Genomic DNA, 22,204 nt, shown 5'->3' on the forward strand with positions numbered 1-22,204 from the left:
CCTAGACAGGCATCAACGCATCCCCGGCGTCGTGTCGGGCGAGGAGGTCGCTCTTGCCCCGAGCGACCTTGCCGGGGGTGCGCCACCCTTCGATGCGAGGCAGCGCCCTATGAAGATTTCAAACCAGATCGCCGATTTCGCCGCCGCGATCGATGCCGCGAAAGCGGAGCTGGCGACCGTAACCCAAAAGATCGAGGAATTGCAAAACCAGCGCAGCCTGGTCGAGCGAGCGCAGCCGCATACGGACGATATCGTCGCGGTTTTCATGCGCGGGCTCGATCAGTCGCGAAAGGATTTCGAGCGGCAGTTCTCCTCGCACCTTTCGAGCCACTTTGTCGGGCCGGAAGCGGCGGAGGCCGCGGGGCCGTCCAAGGCTGCGGGCCTCCTGCGCATGGAGCCGGCCAAGCTCGATCGCGAAGCGCAGATCACGCGGTCGATGACCGGCGCGCAAGCCGAGATCAACACGGCCGTGCTGACGTACTTCCTGGGCGAGGCCATCGCGGCTGAAATCCCTGCTCTGGTCGAGCGGCTCTGTCCGTCCGCCCGCAACGGCCTGAAACTGTCGGAGCGCAAGGCGAGGCTCGCGGAGCTGGACGCGCAGATCGGCGTCCTGACTGCCGAGCGCGACGCCCTCAACAATGACCTTATCCAGGCGCGCGGCGTCATTCGCTGATCGCGGGAGGGAGAAAGCAAAATGGCAATTCCGGTTGAACCTTACCGGCTCAAATATCCGATCGTTCGCACGACGCGCGATTCGAGCGGAATCGAGCGGGACGAAGAACTGCAGCCGGCCGGCTTCGCGGTCGAGCTGTCGCGGCCGCGTGCGCGCGACATGAAGATGATGGACAAGTACGAGGGCGCGCCGATCGCGGGCGCGCTCGCGCTGCTCGCCGCAACCAGCAACCTGACCGCTGAAGAGATCGACCTGCTGGACGCAGAGGACATGATGCACCTGGGAAACGCGCTAGCCGCGCCAGGGCTGAGTGGCCCGACGAATGGGCTTACGTCCTAGGCATCCTCGCGCGGCACGACACCTTCAACATCGCGCCCCAGGCGCTTTGGGAGATGGACTGGCCAGAGGTTGAATTCTGGCTCCGCTTGGCCAGCGAACAATTCGTGGAAGAGGGCGAGCAATCGTGACGATGAAGTTCTCCATGCTTTTGCAGGCGATCGACCGGGTAACCGCGCCGGCTCGCCGAATGCAGGCTTCCATGCGCGGCGTCGGCCAGTCGGCGAAGGCCATGGCGGCGGACCTTCGCAGTCCCGATCGGGCCTATCAGCGCGGCTACGTCCTGGGCACGCGCCTGAGGGCCAATCTGGACCGTCTTGTCGGCGGCTTCGCCCGCGCCGGGCAGGCAGCGGCGAGGTATGCAGGAAGCGCCGGCCTCGCGGCCTGGACGAAGGGTACGCAAGCGGCCGGAAACGGGGTGCTCGCGTTAGGCAAGAAAATGGGCGGGCTGGGCGTGACAGCTGCGAAGTGGGCCGGCGCAGCCACTGTCGGCGCGATCGGCTTCAGTCTGTTCGACATGTTCGGCACGGCCAGTAAATTCGAGCAATACCAGATCACCCTGGAAGGCATCGAAGGATCCTCGCAGAAGGCGAAGAAGAGCCTCGATTGGGTCGCGGATTTTGCGCAGCGCACGCCGTACGAACTTGCCGAGGTCATGGACTCGTTTGTGAAGCTGAAGAGCTATGGCCTGGAGCCCTTGGACGGCTCGCTAAAGGCGTCAGGCGATGCGGCGTCTGGTATGAGCAAGAGCATCGATCAGGCGGTTGAAGCCCTCGCCGATGCTTCAAACCGACAATATGAGCGCCTGCGCGAGTTCGGCATTACGGCGGAGGTAACCGGCGACAAGGTTGCGCTCACCTATCACAAGGCCGGCCGCGCGATCACCGAGACAGCGCGCCAGGGGACCGACGCGGCCAACGCGGTCAAGAAAATCTGGGATATCCAGTTCGGCGGGATGATGGACCGGCAATCCACCACGTTCGCCGGCCTGATCGCCAACCTCAAAGACAAGTGGACCGGGTTCCTGTTGAAGGTCGCTCAAGGCGGGATTTTCGACCTGGTAAAGAAGAAGCTGCAAGGGCTTCTCGACAAGATCAACGAGTGGGAGGCTTCCGGCCAGCTCAAAATCTGGGCCGACCAATTGTCCAAGTCGATGGAAGACGCGGTGAAGTGGGCAACGAGCTTCACCCGGCAGGACTGGGAGCGCGTCGGCCGCGAAATGAGCGAGATGGCGCGCGACCTTCGGACGATCGCCAGTGCCCTCGCGGAGATCATTCGAGCCGTGGGAGGAACAGATAGCGCGCTGGGCCTTAATGGCGGGAAGGCCTTTCAGAATTACTGGGTCACGGAAGGCCCCTTCAAGTTCCTCGAAATGCAGGACCGTCCGCCGGACAAGCACCAGAAGTGGCAACCTGGGGGCGGTCCGCGCGCGCCAGGCTTCGAAGCGCCATTGCCGCTGCTCAATCCAGCGGCGCGCCCGTGGCGTCCGCGTCCGCGCAAGATTTCGGCGGAAGGCGGCGACGTGGGCGGCAAGGTCCATGTCGCAGTGTCATTGGACCCCGGCCTTAAGGGCCGGGTGACAGCGGTCAAATCGACCGGCTCCGTCCCGATCAACGCGCAGCTCGGGCGAACGATGCTGGGTTCGGCATGATGGCCGCGCAGCTCGATCGGCGAGACAAGGCGCTGGCGCTGGCGATCGGCGATGCCGCGATGGTCCGCCTCGCCGAATCGTTCGGTGGCACGCGGCTCTATCTCCCGCGCCGGGTAAAGGCCGGCCATGCTATCGCCAGCGCGATCGGCGAGGACAAGGCCCGCGCGCTTTGCGGCCGGTTCGGACCTGGCACGATTCGCGTGCCGCTCGCTCGCGAGCTGCGAGCGCTGCACTACCGCGCCGAAGGCAACAGCAACGCCCGGATCGCCGTCCGCCTTGGACTTACCGAAGGCGGCGTGCGGAGCCTGTTCAAGCGGCTCGAACGTGCGCGCCAGGAGGCCGGCGAGGAACCGCGTCCCGGCGACCGGCCAGAGGAGAACTGACGATGTGGGCTCAATCATCATCGCTCGGGGTGGATGCACCCGGCACAGCGGACGCAATCCTGCCCGTTGGGTCGGAAGCGCTCGCGCCGAACGGCCAGCCAGCCGCAAAAGTGAGGCTCATCCCGTTCGGCTCATTCCGGGATGACCTTGGCGAGGGACCCTGGACGTTGGCCGGCGACGCGCAGGCTCGCGAAGTGGTAGCGGCCACACGCGGCTTTCAGGAACCCGGCGAAAGCCTCAATATCGATGTCGAGCACAAGTCCCTGCTGCAGCGGGGGGGAGGCGGATTTCTAGCCGGTTCGATCCGTCCACTATTAGTTACTGTCGAGCGGGACGGTATTTACTGTGAGATTGACTGGACGATGATGGGCTACGAACTCGTCATGAAAAAGGCATGGCGCTACGTTGTCGCCCACGTCCGCGCGGAACGCGAAACGGGAAAAATCACGCGAATAACGGGAGCCGGGATGACCAACCTGCTCACCGGAGCCCGTCCCGCCGGGCCGGCCGATGTCGCAACCAATAGTACCTTGGCGGCTATGCGACTAACCGACGAAGAGCGGGCAATTTGTGCCCTTGTCGGGGTCGATGAACTGGACTTCGTTTTGACAAGATTTGGCGATCAGGCTCCGGCGTCCACCGGGCTCGATCAAGAAGAGCTCGCGATTTGCGCTGCGCTCGGCGTCTCGCCACAGGCCTTCGCCATGACGAAGGCGCGCCAAGAGAACGTGTTTTGACGGAACGCGACACAGGAGCATTGGGAAGACTATGACCGGAGTGCAGACAGAGAATGTGATTGCTCCCGCGATTGCGCTCGCCAGCGAAAGCGGCATCGCGCCGAAAACAGTGAAGCTGCTCCCGTACGGCACGTTTTCTTGCCGCGACGGGCGAGGCCCTTTCATCCTGGAAGGTCCTACCCAGGCACAAGCTGTAATCGACGCCACGCGCCGCTTCCACGGCGATACTGACATGCTGTTCAACTATGACCATCAATCGGAATATGCCGCCCGCGACGGCGTTGGCGGTCGTGCGGTCGCCTCGGGTTGGATCAAAACCGAAAGCCTTCGACCCGGTCCGGACGGCATCTACGCGGACGTCAGTTGGACGCCGGCGGCGTCGGCGGCCATCGCCGCGAGGGAGTATCGATACGTCTCACCGTTCTTCACGGCATCAAAGGCCGATCGGCGCGTGATCCGGCTTGTCAACGCGGCGCTCACGAATTCGCCAGCGCTGGAGCTACCCGCGCTCGCCTCGCGGGAACATGGTCTCGACCTGGTCGACCAGCTCACGGCCGAAGAGTTGTCGCTTTGTGCGATTATGCGGGTATCGCTGGACGACTTCGCCGCCACGAAAGCTGCAATGCAAGCCAAGCGGGCTGAAGAGGTCTTAGCGTCCCAGATGTTCGAGCGGCCACGGCGGGGACAGATTACCGAGGCCGAAGCGGATATCCTCGCCAAGGTGGGTGTTTCGCGCGAGGCCTATCTGCGAACGCGCGACGCGGGGACGCAGTAGGATGCCAGCCGCCCCGGACCATTTGCACAGCACCCAAGTGGCCGCTATGTCGGCGGCACGCCACGCGCCGTTTCGGACGTTCGGCCTAGGCCCTCGGGCACAAGGCAGCGGGGCTACAGAGTGAGCGCCCCCGTAGCGAAGGGCGACACTATCTCCCGCCCCAATTCCTAGCGTCACAAGCGATCAGCATCGATCGCGACCGGTTGAAGTCCCCGTGATAGGGGTGGCTGAAAGCTGACTAAGAGGGCTTTCGCCAGCCGTTCAAAGCGCGCTAAAAGGGCGTTTCTCGGGTGTGCGAGTTATGCAAAACCTCTTGTCCCAAAAATGCAAAACCTCTTGTCCCGCTACACCGGTGCCACCACCACCTCCTCCTCATCCGCCGCCCCCTCCCATCTACCAGCCCGTACCTTCAGCAGCCATGGTCGCTCCGCAACCAGCGACTCCGCGCGGAGATCCAGGAGCCTGGGTTACCGGGTCCGATTGGCCCAGAAGGGCGTTGCGTGAAGAGCGCCAAGGAACGACTCACTTCCGCCTGACGATTGGAACAGACGGGCGGGTTATCGACTGCGCAATTAGCGAGTCCAGCGGTTCATCTGACCTGGACGAGGCAACGTGCTCGACTGTCCGGCGGCGCGCTCGGTTCACTCCGGCTAGCGATGGCTTCGGCAATCCGACGATCGGGTTTTATTCAAGTTCGGTTCGATGGATCATCCCTCTGCCCGATCCCGCACAGCGTGGAACAACTGTCCTGACTTACGTCGTTAACACCGAAGGTTATCCAGTACAGTGCACCTTTTTCGGTGTTGACGGCGTTGCCAGCGAATACAGCGATGAATGCTATTTACTGAGACAAACGAGTCCCTACCTGGACGGTGAGGGAAATCCGATCGCCCAACGTGTGACCATCCGCAGCTCGATCACAGTTGAGCCCTTGCCAGTGGCGACCCCTGCAAATCCGAAGTGAGGCGCGAGGACAGCTTTACGTTGGATGATCGATAACCTATCTACCCCCGCACATGCGTTTCCTCCTCGTCCTTCTTGCCCTGCTGTCCGGCCTGTCGATGCCGCAGGCGGTGGCGGCTGCTTCGGCCACGCGGGTCGATACCAGCGTCGTGGCGCGCGAGGAGAGTGTTGCCCTTGCCCCCATGCGCCGCGATTGCGCGGCGGGGTGCGGCGGGCAGAAGCGTAGCGAGGCCGACAGCCGCCGCAAGGTCGTGTGGCTGCCGGTGCTCGCGCTGATCGCCCCCGCAACTGTCCACATCGGCGACCGCGCGCGGCAATAACGGCTTAGGCCGTCACCTATCCCGCAGATTTTTCCGCGGCCGCCGGCGCTTTTTGGCGCTTCGAGCGTTGCCGCGACGCCCACAGCAACAGGAATTCCCGCATATGTTCGGCAGCCTCGCCAAGGCCGTGTTCGGCTCGTCCAACGATCGCTACGTCAAGGGCCTCGGCAAGATCGTCGCCCAGATCAACGCCTATGAGCCTGCCTTGCAGAGCCTGAGCGACGACGAACTGCGCGCCCAGACCGTCAAGTTCCGCGAGATGCTGGACGGCGGCGCGACGCTCGACGACATCCTGCCCGAAGCCTTCGCCACCTGCCGCGAAGCCTCGCGCCGGGTGCTCGGCATGCGCCACTTCGACGTCCAGATGATCGGCGGCATCGTCCTCCACCGCGGCGAGATCGCGGAAATGCGCACCGGCGAGGGCAAGACCCTGGTGGCGACGCTGGCGTGTTACCTCAACGCGATCGAGGGGAAGGGCGTCCACGTCGTCACGGTCAACGACTACCTCGCCCGCCGCGACTCCGAATGGATGGGCCAGATCTACAAGTTCCTCGGCCTCACGGTCGGGGTGATCGTGCCCAATCTCAACGAGTACCAGCGGCGCGAGGCCTACGAGGCCGACATCACCTATGCGACCAATAACGAGCTGGGCTTCGACTACCTGCGCGACAACATGAAGCACGAGCGGTCGCAGCAGGTCCACCGCACGTTCAATTATGCGATCGTCGACGAGGTCGACTCGATCCTGATCGACGAAGCGCGGACGCCGCTGATCATCTCCGGTCCGACCGATGACAAGTCCGACATCTACATGCAGGTCGACGCGGTCGTGAAGCAGATCGTCGCCGAGGATTACGAGGCGGACGAGAAGACCAAAAACATCACCCTGACCGAGGACGGGGTCGAGAAGGTCGAGCGGATGCTCGAGGCTGCCGGGCTGCTGGTCGGCTCGAACCTCTATGACGTCGAGAACACGCTGGTCGTCCACCACCTCGACCAGAGCCTCAAGGCCAACGTGATGTTCAAGCGGGACATCGATTACATCGTCAAGGACGGCAAGATCGTCATCATCGACGAATTCACCGGTCGCATGATGGACGGCCGGCGCTGGTCGAATGGCCTGCACCAGGCGGTCGAGGCCAAGGAGGGCGTGAAGATCGAGCCCGAGAACCAGACGATGGCCTCGATCACCTTCCAGAACTATTTCCGCATGTATCCCAAGCTGGGCGGCATGACCGGTACCGCGGCGACCGAAGCCGCGGAATTCTTCGACATCTACAAGATGAACGTCGTCACCATCCCGACCAACGTGCCCGTGCAGCGGATCGACGAGGAGGACGAGTTCTATAAGAACACCACCGACAAGTTCCAGGCAATCGCCAAGCTGATCGGCGAGAAGGCCGGGGCGGGACAGCCGGTGCTGGTCGGCACCGTGTCGATCGAGAAGTCGGAGCTGCTCTCGAACTACCTGAAGCAGGAAGGCGTCCAGCACGCGGTGCTCAACGCCCGCTTCCACGAGATGGAGGCGCACATCGTCGCCCAGGCGGGCCGGCTCGGCGCGGTGACCATCGCCACCAACATGGCCGGGCGCGGCACCGACATCCAGCTTGGCGGCAATGCCGAGTTCCGGATCGAGGACGAGCTCTCCGACATGCCGGAAGGCCCTGAACGGGACGCCGCGGTCGAGCGGATCAAGGCCGAGGTCGCCGCCGAAAAGAGCCAGGTGCTGGCCGCGGGCGGGCTCTGCGTGATCGGCACCGAGCGCCACGAAAGCCGCCGCATCGACAACCAGCTGCGCGGCCGCTCGGGACGCCAGGGCGACCCCGGGCTGTCGAAGTTCTACCTCTGCCTCGAGGACGACCTGCTGCGCATCTTCGGGCCGGACACGCTGTTCGCCAAGATGATGAACTCGAACCTCGCCGACGGCGAGGCGATCGGCTCGCGCTGGCTGTCGAAGGCGATCGAGACCGCGCAGAAGAAGGTCGAGGCGCGCAACTACGACATCCGCAAGCAGGTCGTCGAATACGACGACGTGATGAACGACCAGCGCAAGGTGATCTACGAGCAGCGCTCCGACATCATGGATGCCGAGGCGGTGGGCGACGTGGTCATCGACATGCGCCACGACACCGTCAATGCGCTGGTCGGCGATGCCTGCCCGCCGGGCTCGTACCCCGAACAGTGGAACATCGAGGGGCTGAAGGCGGCCGTCGAACACACGCTCGGGATCGATGCGCCGTTCGACGAATGGATGCAGGAAGAGGCGCTCGAGCCGGAAGTGATCGAGGAGCGCCTGGTCCAGCTGTCCGACGCGCGGATGGCGGAAAAGATCGGCGCGCTGGACGAGCAGACCTGGCGCAGCCTTGAAAAGTCGATCCTGCTCGAACGGCTCGACCATCACTGGAAGGAGCACCTCGCCACGCTCGATGCGCTGCGCCAGGTGGTGTTCCTGCGCGCCTATGCGCAGAAGACGCCGATCAACGAATACAAGCAGGAAGCGTTCGGCCTGTTCGAGAAGATGCTCGACACCATCCGCGAGGACGTGACGCGTATCCTGATGACCAGCGAGATCCGGATGCGGCCGCCGGAAGACTTCCAGCTTCCCGAGCTGCCCGACTTCCTGACCAGCCACATCGATCCCTTCACCGGTGAGGATGACAGCCAGCAGGTTCCGGGCGCAGCCCACATGCTCGGCGCACTGGGCGGGGCGGTTCCTCCCGTGGCGGCCGGCGAGGATCCCTATGCCGGTCAGGGCGTGAGCCGGAATGCCCCGTGCCCATGCGGATCCGGGCAGAAGTACAAGCACTGCCACGGCCAGCTGGCATGAGCGCAACCCGGCCATTGTGGCCGGGTGCTGCGCGCGCCATCGTTCGATAGCCCGTCGGCGTGTTGGCAGATTCTACTAACGCTTGTTATGCAAGGAAAATTCATCCGAATTGACACTTGTTCCAAAGTGCTGTTAGGCAACAAAAATAACAATAATAATCGGGCCGCGTCGTAAGGTTGGGGTTTAACGACGGGGGCGGGGCATGCGTGAATTGGTCTATGGGCGCGGATATCGAGCGCTCGGGACGGCTGTGGTGCTTGCGGCATCCGGGTCGCTGGTGCTGCCTGCTCCGGCCTTCGCGCAGACCGCGGGCATCCCGACTCGCGACGAACTCAAGGGAATCACCGAAGCACCGGCCGAAGCCGCTCCGCGCCTCAACATCGAGGGCGGTATCGAGCGTTCGCCCTGTCCGCTGGCCGATCCGCAGTTCAAGGACATTACCGTCACCATCGGCGAGGTGACGTTCAACAACCTCAAGGGTGTCGATGCGGGTGAGCTCGCCCCGGCGTGGAAGCCCTTCGTGGGCTCGCCGCAGCCGGTTGCCGTGCTCTGCGAAATCCGCGACGCCGCCGCGACGATCCTGCGCAACGAGGGTTACCTCGCCGCGGTCCAGGTGCCGACCCAGAAGATCGAGAACGGTCAGGTCCGGATGGAGGTCCTTTATGCCCGCGTCACCGCGGTGCGTGCCAAGGGCGAGACTCGCGGCGCGGAAGGCAAGCTGGAGCAGTATCTCGGCCGCCTGACCGAGGGCGAGGTGTTCAACCGCTTCCAGGCCGAACGCTACCTCCTGCTGGCCCGCGACCTGCCGGGCTACAACGTCCAGCTCACCCTGCGTCCCGCCGGGACCGCGCCGGGCGACCTGATCGGCGAGGTAACCGTCGTCCGCCAGCCTTACGCCGTCGACCTGACGATCCAGAACCTCGCCTCGAAGGCCACCGGACGTTGGGGCGGGCAACTGCGCGCGCAGGCCTTCGGGCTGACCGGCATGGGCGACGCGACCTCGCTGTCCTATTACGCCACAGCGGACTTCAAGGAGCAGCACATCCTGCAGCTCACTCACGAGTTCCGTCCGGGTTCGGAGGGTCTCGTGGTCGGCGGCCAGTTCACCTACGCGTGGACCAAGCCCGATCTCGGCGGGGCCGGGGGTGGCGCAGCGATCGACGCGCGCACGCTCTATGCCAGCCTCAACGCGCGCTATCCGCTGATGCGCCGCCAGGGGAAGAACCTGTGGCTGTCGAGCGGGTTCGACTTCGTCAACCAGGACGTCGACCTGATCGGCCCGCTGACCCGCGACAAGCTGCGGATCGTGTGGGCCCGGGCCGATTTCGACGCGATCGACCTTGCCCACCGCCGCCCCGAATGGCGGATCGCCGGCGGCATCGAGCTGCGCCAGGGCCTCGACATCCTCGACGCGACGAAGACCTGCGTCGGCGCGGGCTGCGCGGGCAAGGTCCCTACGAGCCGGTTCGACGGTTCGCCCAGCGCCACGGTCGTGCGCGCCGGCGGCGAAGGCGAATTCGCACTGGGCCGCAACATCTCGTTCTCGCTCGCCCCGCGCGCCCAGTACGCGTTCAAGCCGGTGCTCAGCTTCGAGGACTTTTCGGCCGGCAACTACACTGTCGGGCGCGGCTATGATCCGGGCGCGATTTCGGGTGACAGTGGCGTCGGCGTTTCCGCTGAGCTGCGCGGCCCGCGCATCTCCCTCAGCGAAGGCAGCGACCTGCGCTTCCAGCCCTATGTCTTCGGCGACGCGGCGTGGGCGTGGACCAAGGGCATCTCCGGCTCCGACCGGGTGACCTCGGTCGGCGGCGGTGTGCGCGCGGATTACGGCGCGCGCTTCCGCCTCGAGGCGGCGGTCGCCGTCCCGCTCGAAAAGGCCCCGCTGCAAACCAAGCGCGACGACGTGCGCTTTCTCGTGACCCTGACGACCCGGCTCCTGCCCTGGAGGACCAACTGATGACTGCCCAGCGTAACGCAAACCGCCTTGCGGTAACCTCCTCGCTGGCGATCGCCACGGCGCTGCTGTTCGGCGGTGCGCAAGCGGCGAAGGCGCAGTCGTTCAATGCGTCCGGGACGGTGGTGGCCGGCTCGGCGTCGATTTCCACCGGCAGCGGCACGACCGATGTGTTCGTGGGGGGCACCGCGGTCATCAACTGGGCACCGACGGATACCGCGACCAGCGCGTCGCCGATCCTGTTCCAGAATTCGGGAACGACTGCGACATTCAGCAGCACGGCCGATTTCACTGTCCTCAACCGCATTCTTCCGACCGACCAGACCAGGGCCATCCAGTTCGACGGCACGGTGCTGGGCCGGATCGGCGCATCGGCTCCGTCCCCGGGCGGAACGATCTATTTCTACAGCCCCGGCGGAATCATCGCGAGCTCGAGCGCAGTGTTCGACGTCGGCAACCTCGGCCTCACCTCGCTGCCAGTCGCGTTCAACGCGACCACCGGCGAGTTCGACGCGGGCGACGTGGTCAACCTCGGCACGGCCAACGCGGGCTCGGTCGTGAACCTCAACACCGGCGCGAACGTGACCGCCACGGGCTACGTCGCACTGGTCGCGCCGACGGTGACGCATTCGGGTTCGATCAACCTCAACGCGCCGGCCGGCGGCGCTGCCGCAGCGGCGCTGGTCGCGGCCAACGCCGCAACGATAACCTTCAGCCCCGATGGGCTGTTCGACATCCAGGTCACCCAGGGGACCGGCGATGTCACCGGAGGGGTCCGCAACAGCGGCACGATAACGGGGACAGCGGGCGCGGGCCTGGCCGCCAGCCACCGCGTCTACATGGTGGCCATACCGCAGAACCAGGCCATCGCGATTGCGATCCAGGGAGGAAGTGCGCTCGGCTTCGACATAGCGGGAGCTGCCGACGTCGATGGTAACGCCGTGATCCTGTCCGCCGGCCATAATGTCGTGGCTGGCGAGATCGACCCGACCGACCTCGGTGTCGGAAGAGCATCCGTCTTGATGAGCGCGACCGGCGGGAACATCGATTTCACTTCGGCTGTGCGGGCGCGCGGGACAATCGTCCAGATCCAGTCGGGCACGCCCAGTTCCCCGGATTCGATGAGCTTTGCCGGGGACACCGTGCTGACAGGCAGAGACCAGGTAAGTGTGACCGCGGCAGGCGGTTCGATTGCCTTCGCGGGAAGCGTGACTGGCAATACCGACACGCTCCTGCCCCAGTCGTCTGCCAACCCCGATGGCGGCGGGGTCGCGTTTAATGCGTCTTCCGGCGGATCGCTCACGGTTGCAGGTGACCTGATTGCCGACGCATCCGGCGTCAGGGATCGCACAGGAGACGGAATTGTAACCGGCGGGTCTGCGCAGCTCGGCGTGAACGGGACCGGGTCGTCAGTCAGCATTTCGGGCAACGTGGCGGTGATAGCAAACGCTTCCGATGCCTTGTCGGGCGGCTTTGGGACGACCGGCGGCCAGGCCACGATCTCGGCGGGCCTCGGTGGCATACTGACGATTGACGGTCTGGCATCCGTCTCTGCCGATGCATTGGGTGGCCCCGGCGGGAATGCACTTGGTGGTGCCGCCATTGCTCTGGCGCAAAGTGGCGGCAGTTTGAATTTCAGCGATCTTACTTTATCCGCCAATGGTCTCGGCCTGATCACGTCGGTCCCTGGCGTTGACGGGTTCAATGGCCGAGGCGGGCTCGCGTCGCTGCGCGCCAACGGGACCGTCTCGAACATCACGGTAACCGGCACCACGCTGGTCGAGGCCAGCGGGTTCGGTGGGTCCGGCAATTGCCCGACCTGTTCGGACGATGGTGGCAGCGGCACCGGCGGAACAGCCGAAGTCCGCGGCTCAGGCGCAGCCCACTCCATCGACCTCGGCGACGTGACGGTCAACGCCTGGGGCATCGGCGGCAACGGCAATGCCGCGGCGGCCGGTGGTGGCCTGGGCGGCGTCGCTTCGCTAAGTTCCGAGGACGCGACCAACCTTCATTCGAGCGGGACCATCTCAGTCAATGCCCTGGGGGCCGGCGGCACGGCGAACAACAGCGCTGCGGCGGGTACCGGGCAAGGTGGCTCCGCGACGATCCAGGCGCTGACTGGCGGGCAGGTCAATTCGGCGGGGCAGCTCCAGACATTTGCCCATGGCTCGGGCGGAATGTCGATCGGCGGAACCGGTGGTCTTGGAAGGGGCGGATCCGCCTCGATGACGGCGAGTAGCGGCAGCATTTCGGTCTTGGCCGGCGTAACCCTGGACAGCACCGGGTTCGGCGGCGACGGGCTCACCGGCGGCAATGGGACCGGCGGCAACTCGACCCTCCAGACCATCGGCACGGGCAACTTCACGGTCAACGAATTCGACTTCGGCGTGGAGGTCATCTCCAACGGCAATGCCGGCGCGGCAAGCGTCACGGGCGGCACCGGCGGCAATTCGCAGGGCGGCACTGCCCGGATCGTGGCGAACGGCGGGTTGATCAACTTCACGACCCTCGGGCTCAACGTGAAGGCGCAGGCGTTCCAGTCGAACTCGCGGCCTGCCGTCGACGGCACCGATGGCGGCAACGCAATCGGCGGCACGGCCAACATCTCGCAAGGCGGGACCGGCGTGATCAGCATCTTCGCCGACCCGATCATCGTCAGCACGACCGGGACCGGCAGCGACAACCTCGGCGGAGGGGACCGCATTGCCGGTTCGGGCCAGGGCGGCGACTCGCGAATCACGGTCAATTCCGCGGCCGGGATCACGCTGAACGGAAGCGTCACGGTCGAATCGGATGGTGTCGGAGGACAGGGCGCGGCGACGAATGGCGTCAGCAGCGGCGGCACGGCATTCGGCGGGATTGCCAACATCGGTGCAGTCAACGGCGTAAACGACATCAACGGCGTAGTGACTGTCAGCGCCCAGGCCTTGGCCGGCAGCGCGCAGCTTTCGGGCAGCGGTGGGGACGCGACCGGCGGCCAAGCCGTTGTTGGCGTGATCGCCGGTTCGAGCGTCGGCGGCATCAACATCGGTGCGACGTCCGGCATTTCGTTCCTCTCGGCAAACGGCGTCGCGGGCAACGGTCGCGGCAGCGGAGTCGGAGGCCTGGGACTGGGCGGCGGAGCTCAGATTTTCGCAACCGGAGGCAATGTTGCGACGACGGGCAGCCTTCAATTGACCGCGGATGGCATGGGAGGCGGCTCCGAGGATGCGTTGGCCGGTCTTGGCCGGGGCGGCTTTGCGAACTTCTTGGCCGATGGACGGATCAACTCGGTCGATACGGATCTCGTCGTGTCGGCAATCGGCCAGGGTGGTTTCGCGAGCGGGCTAGGCAATGCTGGAGCCGGCATCGGTGGGACGGCTCAGCTCGCATCGCAGAATGGCGGCGCGGCGAACGTGCTGGGCAACGCCACACTCGCTGCATTTGGCGCTGGCGGCAACTCCCTTGCCGTCGGGGGCATCGGAGGTGACGGCACGGGCGGCTCGGCAACCATCCGGGTGCTCACCAACGGCGACGTCTCCATCGGCGCGCAAACTTCGGTCGATGCCGGCGCGAGCGGCGGCGACGGCGATCTCAACACCGGCGCGGGCCTGGGTGGCAACGCCACCGGCGGCACGGCCACGATCGGGGCCGGAGGCGACAGCATCAACGACGCCGGCGGCGGTTCGATCAGCCTCGGCAGCTTTACCCAGGTCAACGCCAAGGGCATTGGCGGCGATGCCGGGCAGGCCGGCAACGGCACCGGCGGCGGGGCGCGGGTGCTTGCCTGGAACGGCACGGTCACGACGGCCTCGACCTCGACCCTGGTCATCAACGCGAACGGAGACGGCGGCTTCGGCAATGCGGGCGGCGACGGCGGCAATGGCATTGGCGGCACGGCCAACCTGTTCGCGGGCAACAGCCTCAATGGCGGCAGCACGATCACGGTCGACGCTGTGCAAGTCACCGCTACAGGCAACGGCGGCTTCGGCAATCGCGGTCTCAACCCCGGCGATACCGGCGGCAACGGCGGCAGCGGCACGGGCGGGGTCGCGGTCGTCACGGCAGGGGCCGGCAACGGTCACCTGACCGCCTCGACCGTCGATATCCAGGTCGGCGGCTTCGGCGGCGGCGCGGGTGATGGCGGCAACAGCGTCTCGGGTCCGGGCGGCATCGGCGGTATTGGCGGCAACGGCAGCGGCGGGTTCATCAACGTCGGCACCGAAAGCGCGACAGCCACCCCGGGTGCGGCGGGCACCGCCGACTTCGCCTCGATCAACGCTTCGGCCCAGGGCGTGGGCGGTGCCGGCGGTTCGGGCGGCAACGGCACGACGATGGGCAACGGCGGCGATGGCGGTGACGCTGTTTCGGGTGCGGCGGTCCTGCTGGTCCGGGGCTCGACGGTCACCGTCACCGGGACGACCAACCTGTTCGCAGGCGCGACGGGCGGCAATGGCGGGGCGGGCCCTGTCGGCGGCGTCGGCGGCGATGCGACCACCGGCGGCAACGGCGGCGTCGGCATCATTGCCTCGAACCGGTTCCAGGTTCCCTCGCAGCGCGGCACGCTGAACGCCGGGGACATCTTCGGAAGCGTCCCGGTGCTGGGAGGCAGCGGGTCCGTTCGCGGAACGGCGACGATCGCCGATCAGCCGCTGTCGATCTCGCTCACCAACGCCGATGCCTCGGTCGGACAGCTCCAGTTCTCCGCGTTCGCGGTAAACCGGTTCGTCAACGGCCCACCGATCGTGACCGGCGCGCCGAGCACGTTCACGGTCACCAATGGCACGCTCGATGCGAGTGGCCGGGTCGACTTCTCCACCGACGGGGATCTTTCGCTCACCCTCGACAACGCGGTGGTGAACGTCCCCCGGATCGACATGTCCGCGCGCAACTGGATCGCCGGAGCAACCCCGGCAACGGTCGGCACGCTCAATTCCGCAAGCACGATCGATTTCACGTCGGCGGCGGATCTTGTCGCCAACGTCAACGTCTCGGCGGCAAGCGACCTGTTCTTCTCAGCCTCGGGTGACGTCCTGTTCGCCGACATCGACGCGGGCGGCAACCTGCTGATCCAGAACGGCGGCTCGACCACGCTCGGTAACCTCTCGGTCATCGGCAATGTCGACCTGCTGGCAGCCGGTTCGATCACCACGCTCGGCGTCGATGCCGGCGGCTACCTGAATTACGAGAGCACCGGCTCGGTGACGACCGGCGCGCTCGCGGCGGGGCAATACATCGAGATCGATAGCCTCGGCGGCGGGGCGAGCGTCGGCCAGGTGGATGCGGGCGACTACTTCACCCTGCAGGCCAACGGGCCGGTCACGGTCGGGAACATTACCGCGGGGATCGTCAATCCATCGACCGATCCGCTGGCGACCTACCGTGTCGGGGTTGCCGGTGTTGGCAACGTCGCTGTCGGCACGGTCAATGCTGCGGGCGACGTCGGCCTGCTCGCACAGACCGGCAGCGTCACCTCGGGCGCGCTGACCGGCCGCGACATGCTGTTGTTCGCGGACACCGGCGTCACCGTGGGCGGTGCGCTGAACGCGAACGGGCGGGTCGGCATCGCCAAGTCGGCGGTCGCCGCGCTGGGCGGTGCGTTCGACACCTTCGACAAGGAGCCGGTGTTCTCGGCGCTGCCTTTCCAGGTCGACCAGAACACGGCGGCGACGTTCGGAGTGGGCGGCCCGATCGCGATCAATGGGGCGGTCCAGACGCAGTCCTTCCGCGCCTATACGACCGGCAACCTGACAACGAGCGGACCGATCACGGCGGCAAACGGCCCGCTCTCGATGGCCGCGGGCGGCAACATCGCTGTCGCCGGCAACCTGACCGGCCCATTCGTCGTCGGCATCGCCAACGGAACGATGACGGTGGGCGACGTCACGGCGCCCAGCCTCGTGGGCCTGTTCGGGCTGTCTGGCACGACCACGGGCGCGATCAGCTCGGGCGGCGCGGTGCTCATCACCTCGAGCGGTGACGTCAGCACCGGGGCGATCGCTTCCGATCCGGCACTGTTCGGATTGCCTGCGAATTCGAACTCGAAGGTCCAGATCTTCGGGCGGAATGTCGCAACCGGCAGCGTCACGTCCTCGCAGGGCATTTCGCTCGTCGCGAACCAGGGCATGGTCACCGGGCCGCTGCAGAGCCAGACAGACACGTTGCTGCTTTCCGGGACCGGGGTGACGGTGAACGGCGCGGTCAGCGCCCAGCGCATCGGAATCGCCAACGTCTCGCAGGCCTCGCTAGGCGGGCCGGTAGCGACGTTCGATCCGAGCCTCGTTTTCGCGGGACTTCCCACCGGTGTCACCTTGCCAGTGTCCACCAGCGTCGCGGTTGCGGGACCGGTAGCGATTTCGGGGCCGGTCCAGAGCACCTCGTTCCGGTCGTTGAGCACCGGCGCATTCAGCGTCGGCGGCAACCTGACTTCGGGCAGCGGCGGGATTGCGATCGGCGCAGACGGCGGCATCTCGGTGTCGGGCAACTTGTCCTCGAATGCCCAGGCAGTCCTGGTGTCACAAGGAACGACTGCGATCGGAAACGTGACCAGCCCGTTTGCGGTGATCGTCGTGGGTCAACAGGGTGCAACCACCGGCAACCTGAGCAGCACCGGCACGATCCAGGTATTCTCTGCGGGCAACATCGCAACCGGGTCGATTGTATCCAACCCAGTGCCGACGGCACCGCCGAGCAACATCATCGTTTCGGCAGGCGGATCGGCTACCGTTTCTAGCATCAGCGGCCGTCAGACCGTGGCAGTCGCGGCTGGACAGGACATAACCGTAGGATCAGTCAACGCCGCCAGGGACGTTCTCCTGCTTCCTGGGCAGTCACTGACCGCGGGCGGCATCTTCGCCGGCGTGAACAGCATCGACCCGGCCTCAGGCGCACCGAATGGCGCAATCGGGCGCGTTCTGATCGGCAACAACTCGATGGCTCAGGCGGGAGGAAACCCGACGAATCCGGACTTCAACGCCATCTTCACGGCGACTCCGGTCGCTGCAGGTGGCTCGGTCCAGATCAACGGCAGCGTCTATGCCGGGATGTTCGAGGCGTACAACGCCGGCAACTTCTCCGCGAACGACATCACCGCCTTTACCCGGTTCCATGTCGAGTCCGGCGGGACCGCCACGGTTCGCCGCCGCTGGTTCTCGCCGATCCTGGACCTGTGGTCGGGCGACATCGTGATCCAGGGCGCCCCGGCGACCAATCCCAACCTCGCGGTCGGGCTTAACGCCGGGACAACCGGCGAGATCACCCTCTACGCCACCAACGCCAACGGCGCGTTCATTGGCGACGGGCTGACCGCAGGCAACGGCTACGCGCTGAGCCAGGCGGAGTTCAGCCTGATCAACTCGGGCACCGTGTTCGTCACAGCCAAGGACCACTCGGCCAACCTGATCGACATGACGGTCGGCAACCTGACCATGACCGGGCCGCAAGCGGGCAGCACGATCGACGATCCGAACGGCCAGGTGCTCTTCGCCACAGGCACGCTCAGCAGTGGACCCAACGGCGGTGGCACGCCCAGTGGCGGGCTGCGGGTGAGCGGCAACCTGACCGGCACCGGCTTCCTCTCGACCAACGAGTTCTCGTTCCTCGCCGACCTGTTCGAGCTTGATGCCGGCACGGGGTCGATCAAGATCACCAATGCCAGCGGCGGGCTGTCAGGTCTGATCTCGATCGAGGCCACCCACATCCACATGGCCGAAAGCAGCATCCTGACGAAGCTGGAAGACGATCCGCTCTATGTCGGCCATATCGCCGACCTCAACCGGCCGACGAGCGTGTCGCGCCCCGACGGCATCTTCAACGCCCTGGCGCTCGACATCTTCCCGGGCTCGACGTTCTATATCCAGAACACCGGTACCGCGGCGACCCCGGCAGGCTTCCTTGCAGGACCCGACGTGGACGTCACGCCGCCCGACACGCCGCCAACCGGCGGGATCGAGGTCGTGATCAACGGGCAGTTCGTGACCGACAGCGGCACGCTGACCGGGAAGGCCGCGTATGATGCGGTCCTGGCCGAGCAGCCGGACTTCACCGGTTTCTCCACCAACAGCCAGCTCAACGCCTGCCTGTTCATCGGTGGCTGCGCGGTTGAAGAAGATCCGGTCGGCGGCATCTCGAGCGAGATCGAGATGATCTCCGACAGCGACCTGTCCGACTCCCCGGTGGTCGAGGACGAACCGGACGAGGCCAACTCCGAAGAGCAGAGCGAGGAAGAAAAGGCAGCCGAAGAGGATGTCGACGGCAGCCCGATCGCCCCGCCCGCGCCGCTGATCGACACCCGCCCGCTCAATCCGCCGGCCACGATCACCGAGCCGGTCGCCGGCAGCGGCAACCCGGCACTAATCGGGTCCGTCGTCAACGAAGGCACCGCGCAGGAGGACCAGCAGTGAGCCGTCTCTCGAACCTCGCCGCGGGACTTTCCGCGCTCGCCCTGTCGCTCGCTTCGGCCATGCCCGCTGCGGCGGACGAAGAATCTCTGTCGCTACGCAACAACTTCCGCATCGGCGACAGCGGCGTGATCTGCACCGCCCAGAATGCACCATCGGACACACGCCTGTCGGGCATCTTCGACCGGGCGTGGCGCCTGACTTGCCGGGACGCCGCGGGTGCGGTCGGCTCGATGGTCATGCTCCGCCGCGATGCCAGGCTGGGCAGCGAGCCGAGCGCGATACCGGGCGTGGACCTGGTCTGCGGCGGCGAGGGCGCGGTGCGGATCGACGGGCTTGGCAACGTGCCCGCGGTCTACTGCCGCGACAGCAAGGCAGCGGTGGACTACCGCCGCTATGCCGTGCGCAAGAACGGCCGGACGTACATCGTCGAAGGGCTGGCAGGCTATGATCCGGCGCTGCGTCTGGCGCTGGCCAGCGTGATCGCCGACCGGCCGATCCCCGGCGAAATCCGCGTTGCGAGCACCGAGGTCAGCGACTCTGCCGCCTTCGCCCGCGTCCAGGCCGGGCAGCTCGATACGCTCGGCGCACGCGAGGAAGCCTATCTTCGCAACAATGGCGGCCGCTTTGCCGAATCCGCCGAGTTCTTCGAATCGCTCGGCGGTCGCGGCGGAGACGTGATGAGCCCGGCCGAGGCGCTCGCCAACCAGGGCCTGCAGCAGTCGAACCTCGGCAACTTCTCGGCCGCGACAAGGCTGTTTTCGCAGTCGGCAGCGGTGATCGCGCGCGGCGACGGGGTGACCCAGCGCCTGCTGCGCAACTACCGCGCGATCAACCAGCTCAACCAGCGCAGGTCGCAGGCGGCAATCCGCGAACTGGACGCGCCGGTTGCACCGGTGGGTGCGGAGTTCGACGAAGGTTCGTTGCGCAACGGCCTCATCAACGTGTCGCTGGCCGAGCAGATCAACCGCGAGAATGCGGGACTGCAACGGCTCGGAGGGGTCGATGCCGGCCTCACCCCGACCGAACGGGCCGAAATTCTCGACGCCCAGGCGCTGTCGTTGCGGGCCACCGCGCTGCGCCAGGAGGGCAAGCTCGATGCCGCGGCGGAGCTGTTCGCCAGCGCCTCGCGAAACCTCGATGCGGTTCGCGACGGGCGCGTCGCCTCGGCAAGCTGGCTGCGTTCGGAAATCCAGATCGAGCTGGCCCTGATCGCCGAAGCGCAGGGCAAGCCGGACGAAGCCGAAGGCGCGTTCGACCGCGCGATCCTGGCCATCGGCAGCGCGTTCCCGCAGTCCCCAGCGCTGCTTGCGGCCAAGGCACGCAAGGCGGCATTCCTCGGGCGCAGCGGCCAGACCGACGCGGCCAAGGCGCTTTATGCGCAGGTCGTCGACGAGAGCACCTCGGTGCCCGACAGCGGCGCCACCTTGCGCGAGCTGTTGCCGCCGTACTTCGGATTGCTGGCGACCGATGGCAGCGCCGACGCGGCCAAGGCGATGTTCACCGCCTCGCAGGTGCTCCAGCGCCCGGGCGTCGCCCAGACCCAGGCCGTGCTGGCGCGCCAGCTTTCGGAAGGGAATGACGAGGCATCCTCGCTGTTCCGCCTGTCGCTCGCCCGCAGCCGCGAGATCGCCCGGACCGAGGCGGACATCGCCCGCCTCTCGGCACTTCCTGCGCCAACGCAGCAGGATATCCAAAACCTCGCCGCTGCGCAGGGTTCGCTGGTGGAACTGCAGCGCGAGCAGACCGGCATCGTCTCGAAGCTCGCCTCGTTCCAGCGCTACAACGTGCTGTCGCCGGCGCGAGTCGAGATCGGCGAGCTTCAGGGCGCGCTGCGCAGCGGCGAGGCATACTACAAACTGATGGCGGTCGGCACCGACCTCTACGGCCTGTTCGTCGCCCCGGGTTCGGCCAAGGTGTTCAAGGTCGACCTGACGACCGAGCAACTGTCGAAGTCCGTGGCCGAGATCCGCGACACCGTGGTCAAGGTCGAGAATGGCCAGCAGGTCAATTACCCGTTCGATGTCGAGAAATCGCGAGCGCTGTATCTCAGCCTGTTCGGCGCGGTGGACAAGGACGTCGCCTCCGTCCGCCACCTGATCTTCGAGCCCGACGGGGCGATGCTGCAGCTGCCGCCTTCGGTGCTGGTGACCGACGACAAGAGCGTCAAGGACTACAAGGACCAGGCCGACCGGCCCGATGGCGATCCGTTCGACTTCACCAATGTCGCGTGGCTCGGGCGCGGGCGGGAAATGTCGATTGCGGTGAGCCCGCGCGGCTTCCTGGACATCCGCAAGCTCGCGCCGTCGCGCGCGCCGCGCAGCTACATCGGCCTGGGCGAGAACGCCGTTCCCAAGGCCAAGCCGCTCGCCGCCGTCGCGGACGAATGTGACTGGCCGCTGGCGACCTGGCAGAACCCGATCAAGCCCGACGAACTCTATTTCGCCCAGGGCAAGTTCGGCGCGGCCAACAGCGCGGTCCGGGTCGAGCAGCAGTTCAGCGACAGCGAGCTCCTGTCCGACACCACGCTCGACCAGTACCGTGTCGTGCATTTCGCCACCCACGGCCTCGTCACCGCGCCGCGCGCCGATTGCCCGGCGCGGCCGGCTCTGGTCACCAGCTTCGGCGACCAGGGTTCCGACGGCCTGCTGACCTTCCGCGAGGTGTTCGACCTCCAGCTGGATGCGGACCTCGTGATCCTGTCTGCGTGCGACACCGCCGGCATGGCGTCGGTCAGCGCGAGCCGCGAGGCGGGGGTCACGTCGGGCGGCAACTACGCGCTCGACGGCCTGGTCCGCGCCTTCGTGGGTGCGGGCGCGCGCTCGGTCATTGCCAGCCACTGGCCGGTGCCAGACGACTTCGACGCGACCAAGCGGCTGATCGGCGGCATGATCGACGGCAAGCCCGGCCAGCCCATCGCGCAGTCGCTCTCGGAAGCCGAGCAGAAGTTGATGGACGATCCCAACACCTCGCACCCGTTCTACTGGGCCGCATTCATCATCCTGGGCGATGGTGACAAGCCGCTGATCGGCGGGGCAAGGGCGGACGCGGGCGCCTCAGGTACTGCCGCGAGCCGGTGAAGTGCGAAGGGGCTGCGCATTGGCGCGGCCCCACCCTCGCATAGGCGAACGAAAAGGCGCCGGCGACCTTGCCGGAGCGTCTGCGCGTCTTGATATGATGGAGCGGGCGCGCGCTGCGGCGCGGAAG

The 22,204-nt window shown here is 66.2% G+C and carries 12 protein-coding genes; all 12 read left to right on the top strand.

Going from position 1 to position 22,204, the window contains the following annotated elements; translation table 11 throughout:
- The first annotated feature begins 31 nt into the window (after positions 1–31).
- The 12 genes from AC3WLD_RS07470 to AC3WLD_RS07525 all read left to right on the top strand — a co-directional run bounded on the left by AC3WLD_RS07470 (position 32) and on the right by AC3WLD_RS07525 (position 22,077).
- Positions 32–673, top strand: coding sequence for a hypothetical protein (locus tag AC3WLD_RS07470; protein WP_492556317.1), 642 nt, complete (start codon positions 32–34; stop codon positions 671–673).
- Between the two features lie 21 nt (positions 674–694).
- Positions 695–1,012: a hypothetical protein gene (locus AC3WLD_RS07475; protein ID WP_492556318.1), complete on the top strand. Its 318-nt coding sequence runs from the start codon at positions 695–697 to the stop codon at positions 1,010–1,012.
- A gap of 148 nt (positions 1,013–1,160) precedes the next feature.
- Entirely contained in the window at positions 1,161–2,660 is a 1,500-nt protein-coding gene (locus tag AC3WLD_RS07480) for a tape measure protein (protein WP_492556319.1), read from the top strand.
- Positions 2,657–3,043, top strand: a complete 387-nt coding sequence (locus tag AC3WLD_RS07485; RefSeq protein ID WP_492556320.1) for a hypothetical protein — start codon at positions 2,657–2,659, stop codon at positions 3,041–3,043. Before AC3WLD_RS07480 ends, AC3WLD_RS07485 begins: the two co-directional genes overlap by 4 nt.
- A gap of 2 nt (positions 3,044–3,045) precedes the next feature.
- Positions 3,046–3,780: a phage protease gene (locus AC3WLD_RS07490; RefSeq protein WP_492556321.1), complete on the top strand. Its 735-nt coding sequence runs from the start codon at positions 3,046–3,048 to the stop codon at positions 3,778–3,780.
- A gap of 31 nt (positions 3,781–3,811) precedes the next feature.
- Positions 3,812–4,555 carry a phage protease gene (locus tag AC3WLD_RS07495; protein ID WP_492556322.1) on the top strand — a complete coding sequence of 248 codons (744 nt, stop codon included), beginning with the start codon at positions 3,812–3,814 and terminating at the stop codon, positions 4,553–4,555.
- 418 nt (positions 4,556–4,973) lie between these two features.
- Entirely contained in the window at positions 4,974–5,519 is a 546-nt protein-coding gene (locus tag AC3WLD_RS07500) for an energy transducer TonB (protein WP_492556323.1), read from the top strand.
- A gap of 52 nt (positions 5,520–5,571) precedes the next feature.
- The gene (locus tag AC3WLD_RS07505) at positions 5,572–5,838 is read left to right on the top strand and encodes a hypothetical protein (RefSeq protein WP_492556324.1); all 267 of its coding nucleotides are present in this window, start codon (positions 5,572–5,574) and stop codon (positions 5,836–5,838) included.
- A gap of 103 nt (positions 5,839–5,941) precedes the next feature.
- Positions 5,942–8,665: a preprotein translocase subunit SecA gene (secA, locus tag AC3WLD_RS07510; protein WP_492556325.1), complete on the top strand. Its 2,724-nt coding sequence runs from the start codon at positions 5,942–5,944 to the stop codon at positions 8,663–8,665.
- Between the two features lie 202 nt (positions 8,666–8,867).
- Positions 8,868–10,622, top strand: coding sequence for a ShlB/FhaC/HecB family hemolysin secretion/activation protein (locus AC3WLD_RS07515; RefSeq protein ID WP_492556326.1), 1,755 nt, complete (start codon positions 8,868–8,870; stop codon positions 10,620–10,622).
- Complete coding sequence (locus AC3WLD_RS07520) at positions 10,622–19,000, top strand: hypothetical protein (RefSeq protein ID WP_492556327.1); 8,379 nt, start codon at positions 10,622–10,624, stop codon at positions 18,998–19,000. Before AC3WLD_RS07515 ends, AC3WLD_RS07520 begins: the two co-directional genes overlap by 1 nt.
- Positions 18,997–22,077, top strand: coding sequence for a CHAT domain-containing protein (locus tag AC3WLD_RS07525; RefSeq protein ID WP_492556328.1), 3,081 nt, complete (start codon positions 18,997–18,999; stop codon positions 22,075–22,077). The genes AC3WLD_RS07520 and AC3WLD_RS07525 overlap by 4 nt, the downstream gene beginning before the upstream one ends.
- Positions 22,078–22,204: the final 127 nt, after the last annotated feature.

It is taken from the genome of Novosphingobium sp. FW305-C-111, from assembly GCF_058783565.1.